Annotated in this window: 17 protein-coding genes; 12 read left to right on the top strand and 5 right to left on the bottom strand. The window is 59.5% G+C overall.

Going from position 1 to position 21289, the window contains the following annotated elements; all coding sequences use genetic code 11:
* Positions 1-56: 56 nt before the first annotated feature.
* The 5 genes from ACFQZG_RS01410 (at position 57) to rnz (ending at position 4422) form a co-directional block, all read left to right on the top strand.
* Positions 57-1370 (top strand): MFS transporter, encoded by a 1314-nt coding sequence (locus ACFQZG_RS01410; RefSeq protein WP_378149351.1) that lies wholly within the window; start codon positions 57-59, stop codon positions 1368-1370.
* A 68-nt stretch (positions 1371-1438) separates the two neighbouring features.
* Complete coding sequence (locus ACFQZG_RS01405) at positions 1439-2104, top strand: hypothetical protein (RefSeq protein WP_378149349.1); 666 nt, start codon at positions 1439-1441, stop codon at positions 2102-2104.
* Between the two features lie 199 nt (positions 2105-2303).
* A complete protein-coding gene (locus ACFQZG_RS01400; protein WP_378149348.1) occupies positions 2304-2648 on the top strand; it encodes a YojF family protein in 345 nt (114 codons plus the stop codon).
* 58 nt (positions 2649-2706) lie between these two features.
* Positions 2707-3363, top strand: coding sequence for a bacillithiol biosynthesis deacetylase BshB2 (gene bshB2, locus ACFQZG_RS01395; RefSeq protein WP_378149346.1), 657 nt, complete (start codon positions 2707-2709; stop codon positions 3361-3363).
* 129 nt (positions 3364-3492) lie between these two features.
* The gene (gene rnz, locus ACFQZG_RS01390; RefSeq protein ID WP_378149344.1) at positions 3493-4422 is read left to right on the top strand and encodes a ribonuclease Z; all 930 of its coding nucleotides are present in this window, start codon (positions 3493-3495) and stop codon (positions 4420-4422) included.
* Between the two features lie 73 nt (positions 4423-4495).
* On the opposite strand, the gene ACFQZG_RS01385 is transcribed toward rnz, so the two are convergent.
* A complete protein-coding gene (locus tag ACFQZG_RS01385; RefSeq protein ID WP_378149342.1) occupies positions 4496-6178 on the bottom strand; it encodes a ribonuclease J in 1683 nt (560 codons plus the stop codon).
* A gap of 161 nt (positions 6179-6339) precedes the next feature.
* Between ACFQZG_RS01385 and ACFQZG_RS01380 the strand changes: the two genes are divergently transcribed.
* The 6 genes from ACFQZG_RS01380 to ACFQZG_RS01355 all read left to right on the top strand — a co-directional run bounded on the left by ACFQZG_RS01380 (position 6340) and on the right by ACFQZG_RS01355 (position 15731).
* The gene (locus ACFQZG_RS01380) at positions 6340-7545 is read left to right on the top strand and encodes an MFS transporter (RefSeq protein ID WP_378149340.1); all 1206 of its coding nucleotides are present in this window, start codon (positions 6340-6342) and stop codon (positions 7543-7545) included.
* Between the two features lie 79 nt (positions 7546-7624).
* A complete protein-coding gene (locus ACFQZG_RS01375; protein ID WP_378149338.1) occupies positions 7625-8422 on the top strand; it encodes a DUF2935 domain-containing protein in 798 nt (265 codons plus the stop codon).
* An 80-nt stretch (positions 8423-8502) separates the two neighbouring features.
* Positions 8503-9228, top strand: a complete 726-nt coding sequence (locus tag ACFQZG_RS01370; protein WP_378149337.1) for an MOSC domain-containing protein — start codon at positions 8503-8505, stop codon at positions 9226-9228.
* Positions 9229-9270: 42 nt separating this feature from the next.
* The gene (locus ACFQZG_RS01365) at positions 9271-10548 is read left to right on the top strand and encodes an erythromycin esterase family protein (protein WP_378150419.1); all 1278 of its coding nucleotides are present in this window, start codon (positions 9271-9273) and stop codon (positions 10546-10548) included.
* Positions 10549-10653: 105 nt separating this feature from the next.
* Positions 10654-11574, top strand: coding sequence for an NAD(P)/FAD-dependent oxidoreductase (locus ACFQZG_RS01360; protein WP_378149336.1), 921 nt, complete (start codon positions 10654-10656; stop codon positions 11572-11574).
* Between the two features lie 329 nt (positions 11575-11903).
* A complete protein-coding gene (locus ACFQZG_RS01355; RefSeq protein WP_378149334.1) occupies positions 11904-15731 on the top strand; it encodes a CARDB domain-containing protein in 3828 nt (1275 codons plus the stop codon).
* A gap of 75 nt (positions 15732-15806) precedes the next feature.
* On the opposite strand, the gene ACFQZG_RS01350 is transcribed toward ACFQZG_RS01355, so the two are convergent.
* Positions 15807-16622, bottom strand: coding sequence for a dienelactone hydrolase family protein (locus ACFQZG_RS01350; RefSeq protein ID WP_378149332.1), 816 nt, complete (start codon positions 16620-16622; stop codon positions 15807-15809).
* A 559-nt stretch (positions 16623-17181) separates the two neighbouring features.
* On the opposite strand from ACFQZG_RS01350, the gene ACFQZG_RS01345 reads away from it, so the two are divergent.
* On the top strand, positions 17182-18957 hold the full coding sequence (locus tag ACFQZG_RS01345) for a right-handed parallel beta-helix repeat-containing protein (RefSeq protein WP_378149330.1): 1776 nt from the start codon (positions 17182-17184) through the stop codon (positions 18955-18957).
* Between the two features lie 31 nt (positions 18958-18988).
* On the opposite strand, the gene ACFQZG_RS01340 is transcribed toward ACFQZG_RS01345, so the two are convergent.
* The 3 genes from ACFQZG_RS01340 to ACFQZG_RS01330 form a co-directional block, all read right to left on the bottom strand.
* A complete protein-coding gene (locus tag ACFQZG_RS01340; protein WP_378149329.1) occupies positions 18989-19642 on the bottom strand; it encodes a DUF2238 domain-containing protein in 654 nt (217 codons plus the stop codon).
* A gap of 96 nt (positions 19643-19738) precedes the next feature.
* Entirely contained in the window at positions 19739-20512 is a 774-nt protein-coding gene (locus ACFQZG_RS01335) for a YheC/YheD family protein (RefSeq protein WP_378149327.1), read from the bottom strand.
* Entirely contained in the window at positions 20509-21288 is a 780-nt protein-coding gene (locus ACFQZG_RS01330) for a DUF6492 family protein (RefSeq protein ID WP_378149326.1), read from the bottom strand. Before ACFQZG_RS01330 ends, ACFQZG_RS01335 begins: the two co-directional genes overlap by 4 nt.
* Position 21289 lies beyond the last annotated feature (1 nt).

The raw sequence follows: 21289 nt of genomic DNA, 5'->3' as shown, positions 1-21289 counted from the left end.
TTGCGCCTCTCGTGTGGTAGGGTATTGATATTCTACGTACGGAAGGTCGGGGTACCATGCCTGAAGATGATCGCGCTACTCGAACGAACGAGCGCGCGGATTCGATTCGAGAATATATCGCAAGTCCCGAGAAGCTCGATAAGCTGCGCCGCAGAACGCTGGCCATCGTCGTCCTGTCGCAATTGTTCGGAGGCGCGGGGTTGGCTGCCGGCATCACCGTCGGCGCTTTGCTCGCGCAAGAGATGCTCGGAACGGACAGCTACGCGGGCGTGCCGACGGCGCTGTTCACGCTCGGAGCGGCCGCGGCGGCGCTGACGGTCGGAAGGCTGTCGCAGCGGCGCGGACGCAGGGTCGGACTGGCCGCGGGCTTCCTGAGCGGAAGCGTCGGCGCGGCGGGCATCGTGCTGGCGGCCGTGCTAGATAACGTTCCGCTGCTGTTCGTCGCGCTCCTCGTATACGGAGGCGGCAACGCCACCAATCTGCTCGCGCGATACGCCGGCGCGGATCTAGCCAAGCCGTCCGAGCGGGCGCGCGCGATCAGCACGATCATGGTGGCGACGACGTTCGGCGCGGTAGCGGGGCCGAACCTCGTCGACGTTACGGGACAATTCGCGGCTTCGATCGGCGTGCCCGAGCTCGCCAGCCCTTTCCTGCTCGGCGGAGCTGCCTACTTGCTGGCAGGCATCGTGCTTCTCCTGTTCCTGCGACCCGACCCGCTGCGCGTGGCGCAAGCGCTCGCCGAAGCGCAAGGCGCATCCGCGCCTTCGACCGCTCAGCCTGACTCGGGCATCGATAAGCCGTCGCGGAACAACAGGGGGTTAGCCGTCGGCGCGACCGTCATGCTGCTGACGCAGATCGTCATGGTCGCCATCATGACGATGACGCCGGTTCATATGAAGCACCACGGGCACGGGCTCGGCGACGTCGGGCTCGTCATCAGCCTGCACGTCTGCGCGATGTTCCTGCCGTCGCTCGTCACGGGGATGCTCGTCGACAAGCTCGGTCGCAAGACGATGTCCTACGCTTCCGGCGTGACGCTGCTGGCGGCGGGAGTGCTCGCCGCGACGGCGCCCGCCGATTCGATGCCGCTGTTGATCGTCGCCCTCGTGCTGCTCGGGCTCGGTTGGAACTTCGGTCTGATCAGCGGCACGGCCCAGATCGTCGACGCGACGACGGTCGAGACGCGCGCCAAGACGCAGGGAACGATCGACGTGCTGGTCTCGCTGTCCGGCGCGACCGGCGGAGCGCTGTCCGGCGTCGTCGCGGCCCATTCGAGCTACGCCGCGTTGTCGCTCGGAGGCGGGCTGCTGTCGCTGTTGCTGATCCCCGTCGTCGTCTGGTCGCGCGGCCAGCCTCGTTCGAATTGCTAACAAGGCGTGCCTCGCGAACGCCGCGCATATAATGGAGGCGTAGAAGGAAGCGGGGAGGGCGTCGAACGTTGAATGCTATTCTGTCGCAGGAACAAGCCGTTAGTATCGTGCGCGCGCTGCTGCCTGCAGGCGCGGAAGTCGAATACGTGGAGCATCCGGCGCGCCGGCCGGCCGTGCTGGTCGCCGATCTCGACGGAGACGGCGTTCCCGAGCTCGCGGGCGCGTATCGGATGAAGGACGTCATGTACGCGTTCATCGCCAAGTACGGATACGGACAATGGCAAGCCGTGCACAGCATGAAGGGCGTCGGCTTCGGAATCGCGAACATGATGGCCGCGCCTATCGTCGCTCCCGGGACGTGCGCGCTGCTCATCGGATGGCAGATCGGAGCGATCTGGGCGCAGTTGGACATGTGGCAATTCGACCGGGGGAATTACGCGCATTTGACGCCGTATGATCTGTTCTACGGCAAGCTGGAGGTAGAGGATATGCCAGGCTCTCGAGGCCAGGACGGTCAATGCGAAATCGCGCTCTGGGTTCACGATACGGGCGAGGCGTACCATATCGAGGTGTTGCGCTGGAACGGAAGGAGATTGGCTGCGGACCCTGACGCGTATCCGTATTACTTCGGTCGCAAAGTCGTTCCTTACTACGAGAAGCTCGTTCGCGACTATCCCGAAGCGCAATTTTACGCAGACCATCTTGCGATGGCCAAGGAGAAGGCGTCGATCTGAAGGGGTGTCGATCATACGCGCGAGATCGGCGATAACAACGCGCTCATGATCGACTCTTGCTCCGCTCGAGGCACATGGCGTTGGACAAGCAGGTTCCGCTCGAGGCGCCGGGGTGGTTGTGCGATCGGCAAAGTATGATACACTATCGATTAAACGATTCAAAAAATAGCACAGATTACGCGCCAAGGGAGGAAGCCGAATGAAACCTATCGTTCCGTACGAAGTTCAGCAATACATCGATCGCCTCAGCGACCAAGAGCTGTACGTTCATCTCGAGATGACGACCGGCGCCTATGCCGCGCACTTGGACGCCACGAAGCACCCGGCGGCGACGTTCATCTCGAACGCCGTCATCCGGTACGCCCACGGCTCGATCTCGGGCAACGGACCGTATCGCGTCGGCTTGAAGCTGCCGCACGGCTGGGTATACTCGGAAGGCCTTACCCATTACGAGGAAACCGATGCCGAGCGGCTTATCATGGCCGGTCACGACGGTCAAGGGAAGCTCGTCGTCGCGTTGCAACTGAGCAGAGAGCCGTTCTGACCGATCCGAATCGGTCATCCTATATCGCATAGCAGTGAGGACAAGGGAGATGAGAGAGATGGAACGACGCATACTCGTCGTATTGCCGCATCCGGACGACGAAGCGTTCGGACTCGCCGGTACGCTCGCCATGCATATCGCGCGCGGCACGCAGGTCACTTACGCGTGCCTTACGCTCGGGGAGATGGGCCGCAACATGGGATTCCCGCCGTTCGCGAGCCGGGTGACGCTGCCTGGCATTCGGCAGCTGGAGCTCGAAGAGTCGTGCAAGGCGATCGGCATTCAAGATTTGCGCATGCTCGGCTTGCACGACAAGACGATCGAATTCGAAGACCACGACGCGTTGGACGGACGCATTCAAGCGTTGATCGAGGAAGTCGATCCTACGTTGATCGTCACGTTCTATCCGGGCTTCGCGGTTCACCCCGATCACGACGCGACGGGAGCCGCCGTCGTACGGACCGTCGGCCGGATGCCGGCGGACCTTCGCCCGCCGGTGCATTGCATCGCCTTCTCGAACGGACATGAGCAATCGATCGGCCAAGCCGACATCATTAATGACATTAAAGAGTTCATTCCGAACAAGCTGGCGTCGATTCGGGCGCACGTCTCCCAATTCCAGATCGTCGGCATGTTCGGCGGCGGAGAGCCGACGGACGAGCAACTCGCCGAGAGATTCGGCACGGAGCGGTTCTGGACGTACCGGTTCGAATAACGTCAACGTCATATCGGGATGATCCTTCGCGGATCATCCTCTTTGCTCGTTATGCGGCGTACGCGATCGGGGAAGATTAGGAAGCATTGGGAACGTATCAACGACAACAGAGCGGAGGCTAGTCGCGTCATGCAGCTTACTTTCCTGGGTACGGGAGCCGGGCGTCCCTCCAAATCCCGCAACGTCTCCTCGTTGGCCTTCTCGTTAACCGAGCCGAACAACGGCTACTGGCTGTTCGACGTCGGCGAAGCGACGCAGCACCGGCTGCTGGAGCTGAAGCTGAAGCTGAACAAGCTCGACCGGATTTTCATCACGCACATGCACGGAGATCACCTATACGGCCTGCCCGGATTGCTAAGCAGCCGAACGTATTACGAAGGAGCCGGCAAGCTGACGTTGTTCGGTCCGGCCGGCATCCGCGCGTACGTAGAATGCGTATTCGCGCATAGCGGCGCGCATCTGAACTACGAGCTGGACGTCGTGGAGATCGAAGCGGGACCGATTCACGAGGATCATCGCTGCCGGATCGTCGCGGCCGAGCTCGATCACCGCTTGCCTTGCTTCGGCTATCGGATCGAAGAGAAGCCTCGTCCGGGCGCGTTGGATCTCGCGAAGCTGATCGGCATGGGCGTCCCGCTCGGACCGCTGTACGGCAAGCTGAAGCAGGGAGAAGACGTGACGCTCGAAGACGGGCGCACGATCCGCTCCTCCGACGTCGTCGGCCCGGAAGCGTCGGGCGCGGTCTTCGCGATCATGGGCGACACGCGTCCGTGCGATAACGCGATCGAGCTTGCCCGGAACGCGGACGTGCTCGTCCATGAAGCGACGTTCGCGACCGGTCTCGAGGACAAGGCGGAATGTTACGGCCATTCGACGATGCTGCAAGCCGCGACGATCGCGGCGCGGGCGAACGCGAAGCGCCTTGTCGTCACTCACTTCAGCTCGCGTTACGACGACGAGCAGATCTCGGAGCTCGTAGAGGGGGCGATATCGACGTTCCCGGACATCGTAGCGGCTCGCGATTGCATGCAGCTGGACATTTCGAAACCGCGTGAATGAACGCCGATATAGGAAAACCCGTCCTGCAGCCTAAGAGTCAAGGCTTGCAAGGCGGGTTTTTCCATGTGCTCGCTTACACTTGCATTATGATCGGCAGGATCATCGGCCTGCGCTTCGTCGTCGCGTACACGAACTTGCCGACGGAGTCTTTGATCGTCTGCTTGTACATCGCCCAGTTGTTGTAAGCTTTCACGGTATCCCGCTGGAGCTGTTCCACTTCGGCAACCGTGATTCTATGAATTTCCTCCATCAACCCTTCGGACTCCTTGACGAAGACGAACCCGCGCGAGATGACGTCCGGTCCCGAGACGATCTTGTTGTCCGACTTCGCGATCGTTAGGACGATGATGAGTATACCGTCCGCGGACAGCACCTTGCGGTCCCGCAGGACGATGTTGCCGACGTCGCCGATGCCGAGACCGTCCACGAACGTGTTGCCGCTCGGCACTTTGCGCTCCTGGATCGCCTCGGATCCGATGATGTCCACGACGTCGCCGTTGTTCACGATGAACACGTTGCTCGGCTTGACGCCGACCGCTTCGGCCAGCAGCTTATGAAGGTGCAGCATCCGGTATTCGCCATGGATCGGAATGAAATATTGCGGCTTCATGAGCGTAAGCATCAGCTTCAGCTCCTCCTGGCTCGCATGGCCCGAGACGTGCATGCCCGTAACCGTGCCGGAGCCGTAGATGACTTTCGCTCTTCGTTGGAACAAGTTGTCCACGATGCGCGCGACGCTGCGCTCGTTGCCCGGAATCGGGGAAGAGGCGAAGATGACCGTGTCTCCCGGAGACACTTCGACTTGCCGGTGGTTACCGCTTGCGATGCGGCCCATCGCCGCCATCGGTTCGCCTTGGCTTCCGGTGCACAGCACGACGAGCTCGTGACGCTTGTACTTATTGATCTCGGCCGCGTCGAGCAGCATGTTGGAAGGGACATCGAGATACCCGAGGGAGGAAGCGACGTCCACGACGTTCACCATGCTTCTGCCCATGACGATGATTTTCCGGTTCGTCCGCGTCGCAGCCTCGACGATCTGCTGGAGCCGATGCACGTTGGAAGCGAACGTCGTCACGAAGATTTTGCCTTCGGCGTTCGCGAACGCTTCCTGGATATGCTCGCCGACCACTCGCTCGGACGGCGTGAAGCCCGGACGCTCCGCGTTCGTGCTCTCCGACAGCAGCGCCAGCACGCCGTTCTTGCCGATCTCCGCCATGCGATGAATGTCCGCGAACTGGTTGCCGACCGGAGTCAGGTCGAATTTGAAGTCCCCGGTGTGGACGACCGTCCCTTGCGGCGTATGGAAGGCGATGCCGAGGCAATCGGGAATGCTATGGTTCGTGCCGAAGAACGTGACCGGGAGCGCTCCGAGCTTGAGCCGGGTTTCGGCGTCGATCTGGTGCAGCGTCGTCGTGCCGAGCAGCCCGTGCTCCTTCAGCTTGCCTTTGATCAAGCCTAGCGTCAGACGCGTCGCGTAGATGGGCATGTTCAACTGCTTGATGACGTATGGAATGCCCCCGATATGGTCTTCATGGCCGTGCGTCACGACGAGTCCTCTGACGCGGTCCCGATTGTCGAGCAAATACGTGATGTCCGGAATGATGACGTCGATGCCGAGCAAGCTTTCGTCCGGGAACTTCGAACCGCAGTCGACGACGATAATATCGTCGTCGTATTGGACGACGTACATGTTTTTGCCGATCTCTTGAACGCCGCCGAGGGCGACGATCGACAGTCTATGGTTTACCGCGCTCATATCACGACTCCCGTTAGGCAACCTTTTCCTGCCTGGATTGATGTATCTGTTGTACCCCGCGCCGGCGTCGATTATTCCGTTCCGAAGAGACGCAGATTAACGGGGGCGATTTCGGAGATTCTAATCCCAGGAAGCTTATCCGAATAATAAGGGATGGTAATGTGGAGCGTACCAAAATCAAGGATCTGGCGTCGATTGCTACGATTCCGCTAACGATGACGCTCGCCAACTCGATGCTCATCCCCGTGCTGCCCGCCATGCAGAAGGCGCTTGGGATCACCGCGTTCCAGTCGAGCCTTCTGATTACCTCGTATGCATTCATCGCGATCTTGTTCATTCCGATATCAGGGTACTTATCCGACCGCATCGGGCGGAAAAAAGTCATCTTGCCAGGCCTCCTCATCGTCGCCGCCTCGGGAGCGTTAGCCGGATGGGCGTCGGTGTTCATCGACAAGCCGTATGCGGTTATCATGGCAAGCCGTCTCGTTCAGGGGCTGGGAGCATCGGCTTGCTTCCCCGTCGTGCTGCCTCTCGTCGGCGACTTGTTCAAGCGGGAGGAAGACGTAAGCAACGGACTCGGCATCGTCGAGACCGCGAACACGTTCGGCAAAGTGTTAAGCCCGATTCTCGGCTCCGCGCTCGCGCTCTGGGCGTGGCATATTCCGTTCTGGTCGATTCCGGCGTTCAGCCTCGTCTCGTTCGCGCTCGTCGCCTTCTGGGTGAAGGTGCCGAAGCAGTCGAAGCCGGCCGTCAAGTTCGGCGCGTTCCTCGCGTCGATCGGCAAGCTGTTCCGTTCGGAAGGGCGATGGCTGTGGGCGGTATACGCGGCCGGCGGCATCAATATGTACGTCCTGTTCGGCGGCCTATTCTATTTGTCCGAGAAACTGGAGGAGAACGGGATCGACGGCATCGCCAAGGGCGGGCTCGTCGCGATTCCGCTGGCCGCGCTATGCACGGCGTCCTGGGCGGTAGGCAAGAAGATCGGCGATAACAAACCGGCCATGAAATGGATCGGGTTCTCCGGCCTTGCCTTAGCGACGGCTTGCATGGCCTATGCGACGTTCGCGGGCGCCGCGTCGAACGCGAAGGCGATCATCGTGCTGTTCGCCGCATCCGCAGGCTTGGGGGCGGCGCTGCCGAGTTTGGACGCGCTGCTGACCGAGGGCATCGATAAGGAACAGCGGGGGACGGTCACTTCGATCTACAGCAGCATCCGCTTCCTCGGCGTCGCGCTCGGGCCGCCGCTGGCCGCGCTGTTAATCGAGGCTTCCGGCAACGCGTTGTTCCGGACGAACGCCTGTTGCTGCTTGGCAGCATGCTTGATCGTCTTGTTCGCGATCAAGCCTTCCAAGGATAAGCAAGAGTAGTTCGAAGCATACCGTACTATCCGACCGTCTCCCTCATACACTTGCGTCAGGCGCAATTCACGCGAGGGGGATTCCGTTCATGGCTCAAGACGCGTTGTTCGAGCATCGGTTCTGGCTGCAAATCTTGGGAGATCACTCCCGTTTTATTCTCGGCACGCTATCGCCGGAGGAGACGAAGGACGCGCAAACCGCCGCTGCGTTCATTCCGGCGTTCGACCGATTGCTCGAAAAGGCGAGAAACGCATCGAACGAAACGGAAGCGAAGGCGATCGATAAGCCCGCATTCGAACTGACGGTGGCATTGCGGCAATTCAAGCTGGATCTGTTACGTCGGACGCTGCTCGGCAAGGTCAAGATCATGCTGACTCCGTCGTTCCTGAATCACATGGTGAACGAACTGGAGGAATACTGGCGCATTCTGACCGAACTCGTCGCGGGTAGGCCCGTACCGGCATTCGACGCGCTGCATCACGATTTTCTGTGGCTCCCGGACGCGGCGGGCCACGCGGCGGCGATCGCCGCGGACTTGGACGCGACGGAGAAGCCGCTCATCCTCAAGAGCGAGCAATTCGAGACCCACTTCCAGCAACTGTACATGAAGAGCATCGAGATGGCGGGGTTCATGCGCACGGAGCTTAAGGATTATCCGGCGTTTCGCCGGATGCACAAGGATATCGATATCGAGCTGAAGCTGTTCGTCGCGTTCTTGCGCGAGATCGAAGAGATGGAGCTGTCCGCCGAGGCGCTGGATCGGATCAGCCCCCTCATGCCCGATCACATGATGCGGGAGGAATGCTACTACTTGACGAAGCTGGCGCGTTTGGGCTTGGTACCGGGGCCCGAATGCGAGGCGGATCGGCCTCGCATCGAAGCTTGAACGAACCGATTTCCATCCGGTTCGGCGATCGGATACAATGAATCCGTACATATCATCCATGACGAAACGGAGCAAGGAACGTGACATCGACCATTGGCGTAATCAGCGAAATTAATCGTTATCCGATCAAATCGTTCGGGGGCGAAAGATTGGAAGCTTGCGAGATAGAACCGTACGGATTGCGCGGCGATCGCTTCGCGGCGTTCTACGACGAGAGCAAGGAAGGTTGGTGGAAGTATATCACTTGCCGCAACATCCCGAATCTGCTGACGTACGAGGCGCGGTTCGCGGACGGAGACATTCGCGTCACGGCCGCGGACGGCCGTACGTTCGGCTGGGACGAGGCGCTGCTGGAAGAAGTCCAGCGTCAGACCGATACGCCGATCGCGATGTCCGGGCTGCAAGCTCCGCATCCGCAGCAAGAGCATCCGAACCTGCTGTCGGTCGACGGGGCGAGCGTATTGCTCGTCACGGACGCGACGCTCCGCAAGCTTGAAGCGACGTGGGGCAAGCCGGTCGACCAGCGGCGGTTCCGGGGCAACTTCGTCGTGACCGTCGACGACGATTCGGTCTTCGAAGGAGATTGGATCGGGAAGCGGCTCGCGATCGGCGACGCTACGCTTCAGGTCGATCAATTCTGCGAGCGTTGCGTCGTCATTACGATGGATCCCGACACGCAGGTCAAAGACCCGTCGTTGCTGCGCAAAGTGAACGAGGAATTCAATCTGCACTTCGGCGTCTATGCATCCGTCGTGAACACGGGTCGAATCAAGCTCGGCGACGAAGTACGCGTCATCGATCGATAAGAGGGGCACACTATCACTCCTAATGCCGCGCAAGGGGTGAAGATCGTGAACGAAAGCTTGATCCTGCAATCGATCCGGGCGATCGCGTCGCGATATGCCGATCCGGAGGACGCGATTCCTCTTATCCAACGGGCGAGCCGCACCCGTTACGTGCTGCTCGGCGAAGCGTCGCACGGCACGTCCGAGTTCTACTCTCATCGCGCGGAGCTATCCAAACGACTCATCGAGGAATATGGCTTCCGGTTCATCGCCGTCGAAGGGGATTGGCCGTCGTGCTACGCCTTGAACAGGTACGTGAAAGGCTTCGGCGACGCCGGGCGCGACGCGCGCGAGGCGATGGACGACTTCGCGCGTTGGCCGACGTGGATGTGGGCGAACCGCGAAGTCGCGGAGCTGGCGGAATGGCTTCGCGAATATAACGCCAGCCGAGCGGACGAGTACAAGGTAGGCTTCTATGGGATAGACGTGTACAGTCTATGGGAATCGATGAACGAGATTATGGGCTATCTCGAGGCGAAGCCCGGATCCGACTTGGATGCCGCGAGACGAGCGTTCGAATGCTTCGAGCCGTTCGGCGGCGACGAGCAGCGGTACGGCATCTCGGCTTCGATCTACGGCGAATGCTGCGAGGACGAAGTCGTCGATTTGTTGCGCAAGCTGCAAGACAAGTGGAGGGGCGCGGTGCCCGGCGACAGGGAGAGCGCCTTAAGCGCCGAGATGAACGCGATGGCAGTCAAGGGAGCGGAAGCCTATTATCGTACGATGATCCGTCATGACGCCGAGTCCTGGAACGTGCGGGACGGGCACATGGTAGCCGCGCTCGAGAAGCTGATGGATTATCACGGCGCGGGCGCGGGCGCGATCGTGTGGGAGCACAACACCCATATCGGGGATGCCCGGGCGACGGACATGATCGATGACGGCATGGTGAACGTGGGGCAGCTTCTGCGCGAGAAGCACGGCGAAGACGTATACGCCGTCGGCTTCGGCACGTACGAGGGCACCGTCGTCGCGGCTCGGGCCTGGGGACAGCCGTTACGGGTCATGAAGGTACCGCCGGCGATCGCGGGAAGCTGGGAGGAGCTGTTGCATCGGGCCGGGCCGGACAACAAGCTGCTGCTATTCGATGAAGCCGACGGCGCGTTGGCCGACGCGTTCATCGGACACCGGGCGATCGGCGTCGTCTATCATCCCGAGCGCGAACGGGGCAATTACGTTCCCACGCGGATCGCGAAGCGGTACGACGCGTTCGTCCACATCGATCGGACGCAAGCGCTGTCTCCGTACGAATTAGTCGTTGCGATGCCGGGAGACGCGTGATGCGAAGATGAAGCCGCCACTAGGCGGCTTCGTTGCGTCTGCATGGTCCGGGAACGGTTGCGAATATCATGGATATAGCTAGGTGCGCGCAAGAGGAGGGAGAAGATGAACATACAGCTTACCGACGTTGCGATCATCGGCGGAGGCCCGGCGGGGATGAGCGCCGCGCTCGTGCTTGGCAGAGCGAGGAGGAACGTGGTCGTCATCGACGAAGGACGGCCGCGGAACCGGGTCACGAAGGAAATGCACGGCTTCCTGACGAGAGACGGCATGACGCCGGACGAATTCCGGCGCGTCGCGAGAGAACAGATCGCGGCGTATGCTTCGGTTCGGTTCGTCGAAGAAGCCGCTGTCGGCGTTGATGGCGTCGATGGGGACTTTCGGGTGACGACCGCCTCGGGGGGCACGGTCCGCAGCAAGAAGCTGCTGTTCGCGACCGGCATGAAGGATGGACCGCTCGGAATCCCGGGATTGGTCGAAACGTATGGCAAAAGCGCGTTCGTGTGCCCGTACTGCGACGGATGGGAGCTGCGGGACCAACCGCTCGTCGTCATCGCAAAAGGCGCGCAGGCGATGCATTCCGCCAAGACGCTGTCCGGCTGGACCGGCCGGATCGCGGTATGCTCCGACGGTCCGGCCGAGTTGACGGAAGCGCAACGCCTGGAGCTGAAGCGGCATCGCGTGCCCGTATACGAGAGTCCGATCGATAACGTCGTATCGGTCGGCGGAATGGCCGAGCGCGTCGTGCTGGCCGATAGAACGTCGGTGCCCTGCAAAGGCATCTTCTTCGCGCCGAGGCTCGTTCCCGGCTCGCAGTTGCCGATGAAGCTGGGCTGCCAAGCGACTTCGGCAGGGAATATCGTCGTCGATCCGTTCGGCAAATCGAGCGTGCCCGGCGTCTACGGGGCGGGAGACGCCGCGACGGAGCTGTACCAGGCAATCGTCGCCGCTTCGAAAGGCTCGCTCGCCGCCGTCGGCATCAACGCCGAGCTGATCGACGAGGCATGGGGAAGCGGGGGCCGCTGATCTGATATCCGGGGCTCGACCGTCTGTATAGATACTTGAAGTCCGCGACGTTCGCGGGCTTCTTCGGCGTTGCGCCGGAACGAAGAACGCGACCGCGTTGTTCTTGGAATCGCATACGATTTCCGTAGGATTGCATCTTATGGGTGCGATTGCCAATTCCATATAATGAGGGTGGATACCATCGAGGAACGCCGCGGGCAAATTCATGCAACGGGAATGCGGGGGAGAGAGGATCGGTTGTTGTCCGGACGAAATGTGTAAGCGCTATCATTATTTATTTCGATGGAACTCCAAGTGTGTTGTATCCACTAATCTCTAGGAGGAATATTATGCGCAACAAGTTGGTCGCATGGTCGATCATCATGACCATGCTGGTATCAAGCTTGTTCTTGACGGCAGGGCCGATCGCGCCCGCACATGCCGCCGGAGGACCGAACCTGACGTCCGGGAAGACGATTACCGCGAGCGGACAGACCCAAACCTATTCGCCGGACAACGTGAAGGACGGCAATCAAGCCACGTATTGGGAGAGCGCGAACAACGCGTTCCCGCAATGGATTCAGGTCGATCTGGGCGCGAGCACGAGCATCGACCAGATCGTGTTGAAGATTCCGGCCGGCTGGGGGACGCGCACGCAGACGCTCGCCGTGCAAGGAAGCGCGAACGGGTCGTCGTTCTCGGACATCGTAGCTTCCGCCGGCTACGTATTCAACCCGTCCGTCTCTAACAACGCGGTGACGATCAACTTCTCCGCGACGAGCGTGCGGTACGTTCGATTGAACGTGACTGCCAATACGGGTTGGCCCGCCGCGCAGCTGTCCGAATTCGAGATCTACGGCACTAGCGTGACTCCGTCGCCGGGCACGTATCAAGCGGAATCCGCAGCGTTGACCGGAGGCGCGAAGGTCAATACTGACCATACGGGATACGCGGGTTCGGGCTTCGTCGACGGCTATTGGACGCAAGGAGCAACGACGACGTTCACGGTTAACGTAGCCTCGGCGGGAACGTACGACGCGACGCTGAAATTCGCCAACGCGAGCGGCGGGGCGAAGACGGTAAGCTTGTATGTCAACGGAACGAAACTTCGCCAATCGTCGCTGCCGAACTTGGCGAACTGGGACACTTGGGGCAATAAGGTCGAGTCGGTGAGCTTGAACGCCGGCAACAACACGATCTCGTTCAAGTACGATTCCGGCGACACCGCCAACGTGAATTTCGATCAACTGACGGTAACGACATCCACTACGCCAACGCCAACACCTTCGCCTACGCCAACACCTACGCCAACACCTACGCCAACGCCTACGCCAACACCTACGCCAACACCAACGCCAACGCCAACGCCAGGAGGTAATATCGCGATCGGCAAGCCGATTTCCGCAACGTCCAGCACGTTCAATTACGTCGCGACGAACGCGAACGACAACGACGCGAATACGTATTGGGAAGGCGGCGGCAACCCGAGCTCGCTGACGATCGATCTCGGCGCGAACTACAACGTCACTTCGATCGTGCTCAAGCTGAACCCGGCCTCGGTATGGGCGACGCGTTCGCAGACGATTCAAGTGCTCGGCCATAACCAGAGCACGACGACGTTCGCCAACCTCGTATCCGCCCAGTCTTACACGTTCAATCCCGCTACCGGCAACACGGTGACGATTCCGGTCACGGCGACCGTCAAACGGCTTCAACTGACGATCTCCGCCAACTCCGGAGCGCCGGCTGGGCAGATCGCCGAGTTCCAAGTGTACGGTACGGCGGCGCCTAATCCGGACTTGACCGTTACCGGCCTGTCTTGGACGCCGGCTAACCCGGTCGAATCGAGCGCGATCACGCTGAACGCTACCGTATCGAACGCCGGCAACGCCAGCGCTCCCGCGACTACCGTCAACTTCTACTTGAACAATGAGCTGGCGGGCTTCGCCAACGTCGGCGCGCTTGCCGCCGGCGCTTCGACATCGGTATCGCTTAACGCCGGCACGAAGACCGCGGCTACTTATGCGTTAAGCGCGAAGGTAGACGAGGGCAACGCGATTATCGAACTGAACGAAGCGAATAACGCGTACGCGAATCCATCGTCGCTCGTCGTCGCTCCCGTATCCAGCTCCGACCTCGTCGGCGTCGTATCCTATTCGCCGTCGACGCCGATCGCGGGCAATAGCGTGTCGTTCACGGTCAATCTCAAGAACCAAGGGACGATCGCGTCAGCCGGAGGCTCGCACGGCGTGACGGTCGTGCTAAAGAACGGCTCCGGCGCAACGCTCCAGACGTTCAACGGTTCGTATACCGGCACGTTGGCGCCGGGCGCGTCCGCTAACGTCGGATTGGGTACGTGGACGGCCGCGAACGGCAGCTATACGCTGACGACGAGCGTCGCCGCCGACGCCAACGAGATCGCGGCCAAGCAGACGAACAACACGGCGACGACCGGCTTGACCGTCTATTCCGCTCGCGGAGCGAGCATGCCTTACAGCAAGTACGACACCGACGACGCGACCAGAGGCGGCGGAGCCGCGCTGCTGACGGCGCCGACGTTCAATCAGGCGCTGACGGCTTCCGAAGCTTCCGGTCAGAAGTACGTAACGCTTCCTTCCAACGGCTCGTACTTGCAATGGACCGTAAGGCCGGGCGAAGGCGGGGCAGGGGTCACGATGCGCTTCACGATGCCGGATTCTAGCAACGGCATGGGGCAGACCGGATCTCTCGACGTCTACGTTAACGGTTCGAAGGTCAAGACCGTTCCGCTCACGTCTTACTACAGCTGGCAATACTTCTCGGGAGACATGCCGGCAGACGCTCCCGGCGGCGGAAGACCGCTCTTCCGCTTCGACGAAGTGCACTGGAAGCTCGATACGCCGCTGCAGCCGGGCGACGTCATTCGGATTCAGAAGGCGAACGACAGCATCGAATACGGCGTCGACTTCATCGAGATCGAGCCCGTGCCGACCGCGATTCCGCGTCCGGCGAACGCCGTGTCGGTGACCGATCACGGAGCCGTCGCGAACGACGGGCAGGACGATCTCGCGGCGTTCAACGCGGCGGTGACCGCGGCCGTGGCCGGAGGCAAGACGCTATACATTCCGGAAGGCACGTTCCATCTCGGCAATATGTGGCAGATCGGCTCCGTCACCAACAAGATCAACAACCTGACCGTGCTCGGAGCGGGCATTTGGCACACGAACATCCAGTTCACGAACCCGAACGCGGCCGGCGGAGGCATCTCTCTGCGGATGTCAGGGCAGCTCGACTTCAGCCACGTCTACGTGAATTCGAACCTGCGCTCACGCTACGGCCAGAACGCGATCTACAAAGGGTTCATGGACAACTTCGGCACGAACTCGAAGATCCACAACGTCTGGGTCGAGCACTTCGAATGCGGCTTCTGGGTCGGGGACTACGCCCATATTCCGGCGATTATCGCCAGCGGGCTCGTCATCGAGAACAGTCGGATACGCAATAACCTCGCCGACGGCGTCAACTTCGCGCAAGGCACGAGCAACTCGACCGTGCGCAACAGCAGCATCCGCAATAACGGCGACGACGGGCTCGCCGTCTGGACGAGCGACACGAACGGCGCGCCTGCCGGCGTCAACAACACGTTCTCGTACAATACGATCGAGAACAACTGGCGCGCGGCGGCGATCGCGTTCTTCGGCGGCAGCGGCCACAAGGCGACGAACAACATGATCATCGACACCGTCGGCGGATCCGGCTTCCGGATGAACACCGTGTTCCCGGGTTATCACTTCCAGAACAACACGGGCATCTTGTTCTCCGACTCGACGATCATCAATAGCGGCACGAGCCAAGATCTGTATAACGGCGAACGCGGCGCGATCGATCTCGAAGCGTCGAACGACGCCGTCCGCAACGTCACGTTCACGAACATCGACATTCTGAACACGCAGCGCAGCGCGATCCAGTTCGGCTACGGCGGCGGATTCCAGAACATCGTGTTCAACAACATCAACATTAACGGTACCGGACTCGACGGAGTTACGACGTCCCGGTTCACGACGCCGCATCCGGGCGCCGCGATCTACACGTACACCGGAAACGGATCGGCCACGTTCAATCACCTGACGACAAGCAACATCGCGCATCCGAACACGAACTTCATCCAGAACGGCTTCATCGTCACGATCAACCCGTAAACCGGCATAACGAAGAGAGGAGCTCGCGGGACTCGCGGGAGCTCCTCTTTTTGGGCTGTTCGCCTATGCCGTCGATCACCGAAGATGTTCGGAGAAGAACGATAGCGTCCTCGCGAATGCTTCCCTGGACGCGCCGGAACGGTACGAGGGACGTCCGTCGTTGAAGAACGCGTGCGGAGTTCCCGGATACACGTGCACTTCGATCGACTTTCCTTGCTCCCTCATGGCCGCTGCGAAGGCGGGGACTTTGTCCGTAATGGCCGGATCCAATTCACCGTAATGGCCAAGGACGGGGCAAGCGACGGAGGCGATCCGATCCGCCTCGAGCGGCGCGCCGTAGAAGACGACGGCGGCGTTCAACTGCGGATCGAGGCTCGCGAGCATGCCGGACAGCATGCCGCCTAGACAGAAGCCGACGCTGCCGATGCGTCCGTCCTTCGTCTCTGGACGTTCCTTGCGAAGCCACGCGGAAGCGGCGACGGCAGCCTCGACGAATGCCGCCCGGCTCGCGGGGTCGAATAGCGACTTCATCGTGCCGGCGATCGACGTCCGCTCGCGATCGGGACGCGCCGCGAGCGCTTCGGCGCGCTTCTCCTGATCTTGCCATACCCCGTGCGGCAGCCCGTCCATGAACTCGCGCATAAGCAACACGCTATCCGGATCCAAGCCTGTCTTGTACGAGCCGTTCTCCCAGAACAGTTCCGGCGCGAACGCCGCATAGCCCGCTTGCGCGAATCGCCGCGTCACGTCTTGGATGTGATCGTTCACGCCCCATATCTCCTGAAGCACGATGACGGCCGGCAGACGCTCGCTATCTCGTTCCGGCTTCGCGAAGTAACCCGAATAGCGTTCCCCGGCGCCATAGCGCACCCATTCCTCCGTGAATCCCATGCTCTCGACTCCTTCATCGCGAATGTCCTTCTCCGATTACGAGCATAGCACGTAGCGTAACCGATCGCATACGAGCTATTCTCGCGAATCGTTCGAAAACCTTTTCCATTTTCCGATAAACCGTATTGACACCAATAAACTACCGATGTATGATGTCTTTGGATACATTGTATACAATGAATACGAAACAAAAAACTCATGGGGCAACCACCGCGTTACTCCTTCGTAAAGGCATACGGATGATCCTCGCCGATACGAAATTGACCTTCACACCCACCGAGCAGTTTTCCCATCAAAGGCACCAACGACATTCTAGCGCAAGCAATCTGCACGCTTAACAGGCTTCGCTCTCCAGACGGCAGCTTAGACCAGCACCGGTTCCAGCTTAACGCAACCGCGTCCAGTCAGCATTCCGTTCGAGAGGCGAGGCCTGTTTGCGCATGCAGTTGAATAGCCATTCCCCGCTATGGCGGGTGCTTGAATCCGGAAGAGAGGAGACGATAACGCCGAATATTGTTCGCTAAAGTAAGCAAGCCAATCTAAGGAGGAACGAATGTTAATGAGAAGAAAATGGTTAAAGTGGAGCACGCCCGCATTATTGGCGACAGCCGTTATATTGGGGGGCTTGCCTGTACAGCAGACGGCGAGCGCATTGGTCGATACGACGCCGCCGGCATCGTCAGCGATGACACCAGGCGATGTCCCAACCGAAACGTTGTCTAGCTTCTACGTGAAGCTTAGCTGGACGGCACCAGCGGATGACGGTTCAGTCATAGGCAGCGGAAATGCAGCGAAGTACGACCTTCGCTATAGCACGAGCACTCTTAACGCAACTAACTTTTGGAAGGCGAAGGAAGTACCTTTCGTGCCGATTCCCGGTACGCCGGGAAGCACGCAATGGAAAACGGTAAGCGGACTCGAGCCGTCCACGACGTATTACTTCGGTCTTCGTACGACCGATGATGCCGGAAACCAATCTGCCATCTCCTATTTGACGGTGACGACGACGGCCCAAAGCTGCGCGTATACATTGCCACCGGGCGATACGATTACGCGATTGCACGGAACGACGGGAACCAGCACGACCACCGTCAAATATATCGGCGATATGGATGGGAAAGTCGTCTGCCTTCAGAACACTACACGCACCGAGGAACTCGAGTTCAGGGATTTCGTCGGGGATGCCGATAAGCCGATCAAGATCGTCAATATCGGAGGGCAATTCATCATTAACACGAGTAATGCGGGATATGGCATGAAATTCACGGGCGCAGAACATATTCAGTTGTCCGGCAACGGCGTTCCAGGCCTATACGGTATCAAAATCTCAGCGGCAGGCCCTGCTCTTCAATTGAAATCGGGCAGTACCTTCTACGAGATCAATCACGTGCATATCGCATCGTCGAACACGGTCGGCATGCAGCTCCATTCCGATTTAAGCTGCGCGGCCCCTGGCGCAGCCGATGACTACTCCAGAACGGGTTTCGTGCAAGAAGAGACGGTCGTTCGCGACAACTTGATCGAAAATGTGGGCGGCGAAGGGATTTATCTAGGGAATTCTCATTACGATCAAGTGATGCAACTTCAATGTAACCCGGCTCCAGCCCCTAAAACGAACAAATTGGAGCATGCCGTCATAGGCGTTCGCGTGTATAACAACAAGACGAATAACACGGGTTTAGATGGCATTCAAGTCGGAGGAGCCCCGCAGGACGTCAAAGTTTATAATAACTCCGTTAAGTTTTTCGCGACGGATAACGAACGCAATCAGCGGACGGGAATTCAAATTAATCCCGGTACGACAGGCGACGTCTATAATAACTATGTCACGAACGGAACCGGGCATGGGATTATGTACCTCGGTAGAGGCGACAGCAGTATCTTTAACAATTTTGTCGAAGCATCATCCGACGCAGGGATCTATGTGGATAAAAAACCCGACCTAACTGGAACGAGCGCGTTTACGCAAGGCAATATCTATGTCATGAATAACACGATTAAGGATGTCGGCACTTTCGGTATCGAAATGAGAAACGATGTCGCTCCGGTCTCTTTCATGAAAAACAATTTTATCCTTATGACAGGTATCGGAAGTTTGTTCAATATTTACGACAATAACGGCATCCTCATTCAAACCGGAAATAAAGATTATTACAAAAACAACGCCGGCGGATTCGATACGATCTCCTCCAACACGATGATCCCTACGTCCGGTCCTCCTTACGCCATCGTGAACAACGGCGAAGATCTGAGCGCCTACGGCGTCACGTTCGATTTCTTTTACAACCCGCGTCCATTAAGCGGCGGCTTCGACCGCGGATACCTCGAGACGTAACAGATAGGCATGAATAGGAAGTCCGGCAGACCTACGTCTGCCGGACTTTTCTCGTTCCCCATGCGGCAAGAGCCATCATTCCTATCGTTGCGATCGCGCCGATCAAGCCCAGAACCATATCCTTCTGCGTATCGAACGGATCGCCCTGGAGTCCGACGAACTTCGCTTCGCCGCCTTGGCCCGCAACCGAAGCGGCGACCCATTCGAGTATTTCGAACAGCCCGCTGAAGGCGAGGACGAAGACGACGGGCAGCGCGTACGACCAGAACGAATGGAACTTCATCTTGGCCGTCGCGAACTCTCGGATCGGATAGACGACGAGCAAGCCGAACGCCAGATGAACGAAGCGGTCATAATAGCTTCTGCGAGTATGGAACGCGGTCTTCAGCCATGCGTCGAACGGAGTCGTCTCGTAGGTGTAATGGGCGGCGTAGACGTGCAGGCAGAAGAAGAGGAGCAGGAGCAGATACGATCGGTTCGAGAAGCGGAATCTCCTATAAGTGAACGCCAAGGCGAGCACGACGGCGATAAGCGGCGTGTTGTTGGCGAACCATTGCATGCGGTCGGAGGGCGCTATGGCCATCCAGCCGAAGTAGACGATGAACGCGAACGTCATGAACTGCAAGGGCCGATTGCGAGAAAATGGCTTGTCGGAGCTTGTCCGGTTCATCTGCGAAGCTGTCATGCGAATCCCTCCGAAAGGTAATACGGTTAACATGCCCAACAGGCAATCCTTACGAACGATTAACCCGCGAATCGTCCTGTTCGGGGTTCGTACGGGTTATCGGCGCTTACGCGCGCGAGGAACGCGGCCAAGAGCCCTTGCATAGCGAAGCACTTTATAATGGGTACGTTTGTCTTTCAAGTGCCTGAACAGATAAGGATCCGGCCTCGTGTTCAGCTCGATGATCCAAGGGCGAAAGCTCGCGTCCAAGCCGATGTCCGCACCCACCATGTCGATTCGCGGATAGGCGCGGGCAAGCGCCGCGGCCGCGTCGTACCCGACGCGAGACAGCCGCGCAACGATCCTTGCGCGTCGTCCTTCGGACGAGAGCGGCGCCAGAAGAACGCGGACGTCCGTCGGCTTGCCGCCGCTGTGATAGTTGGTAACGACTTTGCCGGGGTAGGCGACTCTTCCGATGATGCCCGTCGTCTCCCAACGCCGGCGAGAATCGCGTTGCACCATGACGCGGATATCGAATCGACGTCCGCGGTATTTCAGGAGATGAATCCCTTTTTGCACGAGATAATTCCGCTTGCGCTTATGCCGCGAGATGGAGCGATAGAGCGAATCGACCGAGTGGAACGAGCGCTTCTTCATGCCGGTCTGATAAGCGTAACCCGACGCGGTCCTCTCCACGCGCATGACGCCGATGCCGAACGTGCCGGAAGACGGCTTGACGTATACCATCCCGTAACGGGCGAGCATCGCGCGCAGCGTACCGATGCTCAGCTTGCGCGTGTCCGGCACGAGGGACCGCACTTTCGCGTCTTTTCTTATCGCTATCGTTTTCAGCCACTTGCTGACGATATGCTTACTTGCGCGTCCGCTCATTTGCGGCCTCCCCGGGCGTAGCCTTTGCGTTTATGGAACGAGACCGACCGATACTTCTTCGCGAGCTTCCGCCATGCGTCGCCGGACAGCTTGGACGGATCCGTATGGAGACTCTTGTTCATCGCGCTCTTCAATCGAACCGCTCCTCGGCTCGCGCCGTACACGTAATTGCCGTACGTCTCGTATTCGGAGAAGCCGAATTGCTTCCTGCGGTCGATGCTGCCGATGATCGCCTTGTACCAACTCTTGCCGTGTCTCGCTTCGATCTTCCTCTTGAGCGGGCCGAGCTTCGATTGATCGAACATCATGTAGTGGGTGACGAAGGAGCGCGGACGAGACGCTGGGCGGCCGATCAGCTTGCGGTACGTGACGAAATATTCGGGCTGACTCCAGCCGCGGCAATAGAATATCGGCTTGCCGTTCTCCAGGAACCGGTGGCGACGCACGAGCACCGTATCGGCGTCCATGACCAAATAACGACGCCGCTTAACGATGGAACTGCTGCCGAGCTTCAGCAACTGCTGATACAACCATCCCGATCGTTCCCAGCGTGAAGAACGGTAGGAGATGTCGGATTTGCGCATGGGAAGGACGTTGCGCTCGTGGACGAACGCGCAGCCTTTGCGTTTGCAGACGGCTCTGATCCCGCGGCTGTCCGGCGCGACGACGGCGATTCGCCCGATCGGATGGGCCACGTGCTTCCTCGCGCTATCGATCACGTAGGGGAGCGTCCCCAGGTCTTTGTCGATGGCCGGTATGACGACGTCGATGACCATA

This window comes from Cohnella sp. GCM10027633, assembly GCF_042675445.1.
Classification (GTDB): domain Bacteria; phylum Bacillota; class Bacilli; order Paenibacillales; family Paenibacillaceae; genus Cohnella.
This window is presented reverse-complemented; position numbering and strand designations above follow the sequence as displayed.

Coding starts and splice junctions, on each gene's coding strand:
- ACFQZG_RS01345 (WP_378149330.1), top strand. CDS start 17,182: ATGAGAAGAAAATGGTTAAAGTGGAGCACGCCCGCATTATTGGCGACA.
- bshB2 (WP_378149346.1), top strand. CDS start 2,707: ATGGAACGACGCATACTCGTCGTATTGCCGCATCCGGACGACGAAGCG.
- ACFQZG_RS01385 (WP_378149342.1), bottom strand. CDS start 6,178: ATGAGCGCGGTAAACCATAGACTGTCGATCGTCGCCCTCGGCGGCGTT.
- ACFQZG_RS01375 (WP_378149338.1), top strand. CDS start 7,625: ATGGCTCAAGACGCGTTGTTCGAGCATCGGTTCTGGCTGCAAATCTTG.
- ACFQZG_RS01410 (WP_378149351.1), top strand. CDS start 57: ATGCCTGAAGATGATCGCGCTACTCGAACGAACGAGCGCGCGGATTCG.
- ACFQZG_RS01350 (WP_378149332.1), bottom strand. CDS start 16,622: ATGGGATTCACGGAGGAATGGGTGCGCTATGGCGCCGGGGAACGCTAT.
- ACFQZG_RS01355 (WP_378149334.1), top strand. CDS start 11,904: ATGCGCAACAAGTTGGTCGCATGGTCGATCATCATGACCATGCTGGTA.
- ACFQZG_RS01330 (WP_378149326.1), bottom strand. CDS start 21,288: ATGGTCATCGACGTCGTCATACCGGCCATCGACAAAGACCTGGGGACG.
- ACFQZG_RS01360 (WP_378149336.1), top strand. CDS start 10,654: ATGAACATACAGCTTACCGACGTTGCGATCATCGGCGGAGGCCCGGCG.
- ACFQZG_RS01335 (WP_378149327.1), bottom strand. CDS start 20,512: ATGAGCGGACGCGCAAGTAAGCATATCGTCAGCAAGTGGCTGAAAACG.
- ACFQZG_RS01340 (WP_378149329.1), bottom strand. CDS start 19,642: ATGACAGCTTCGCAGATGAACCGGACAAGCTCCGACAAGCCATTTTCT.
- rnz (WP_378149344.1), top strand. CDS start 3,493: ATGCAGCTTACTTTCCTGGGTACGGGAGCCGGGCGTCCCTCCAAATCC.
- ACFQZG_RS01400 (WP_378149348.1), top strand. CDS start 2,304: ATGAAACCTATCGTTCCGTACGAAGTTCAGCAATACATCGATCGCCTC.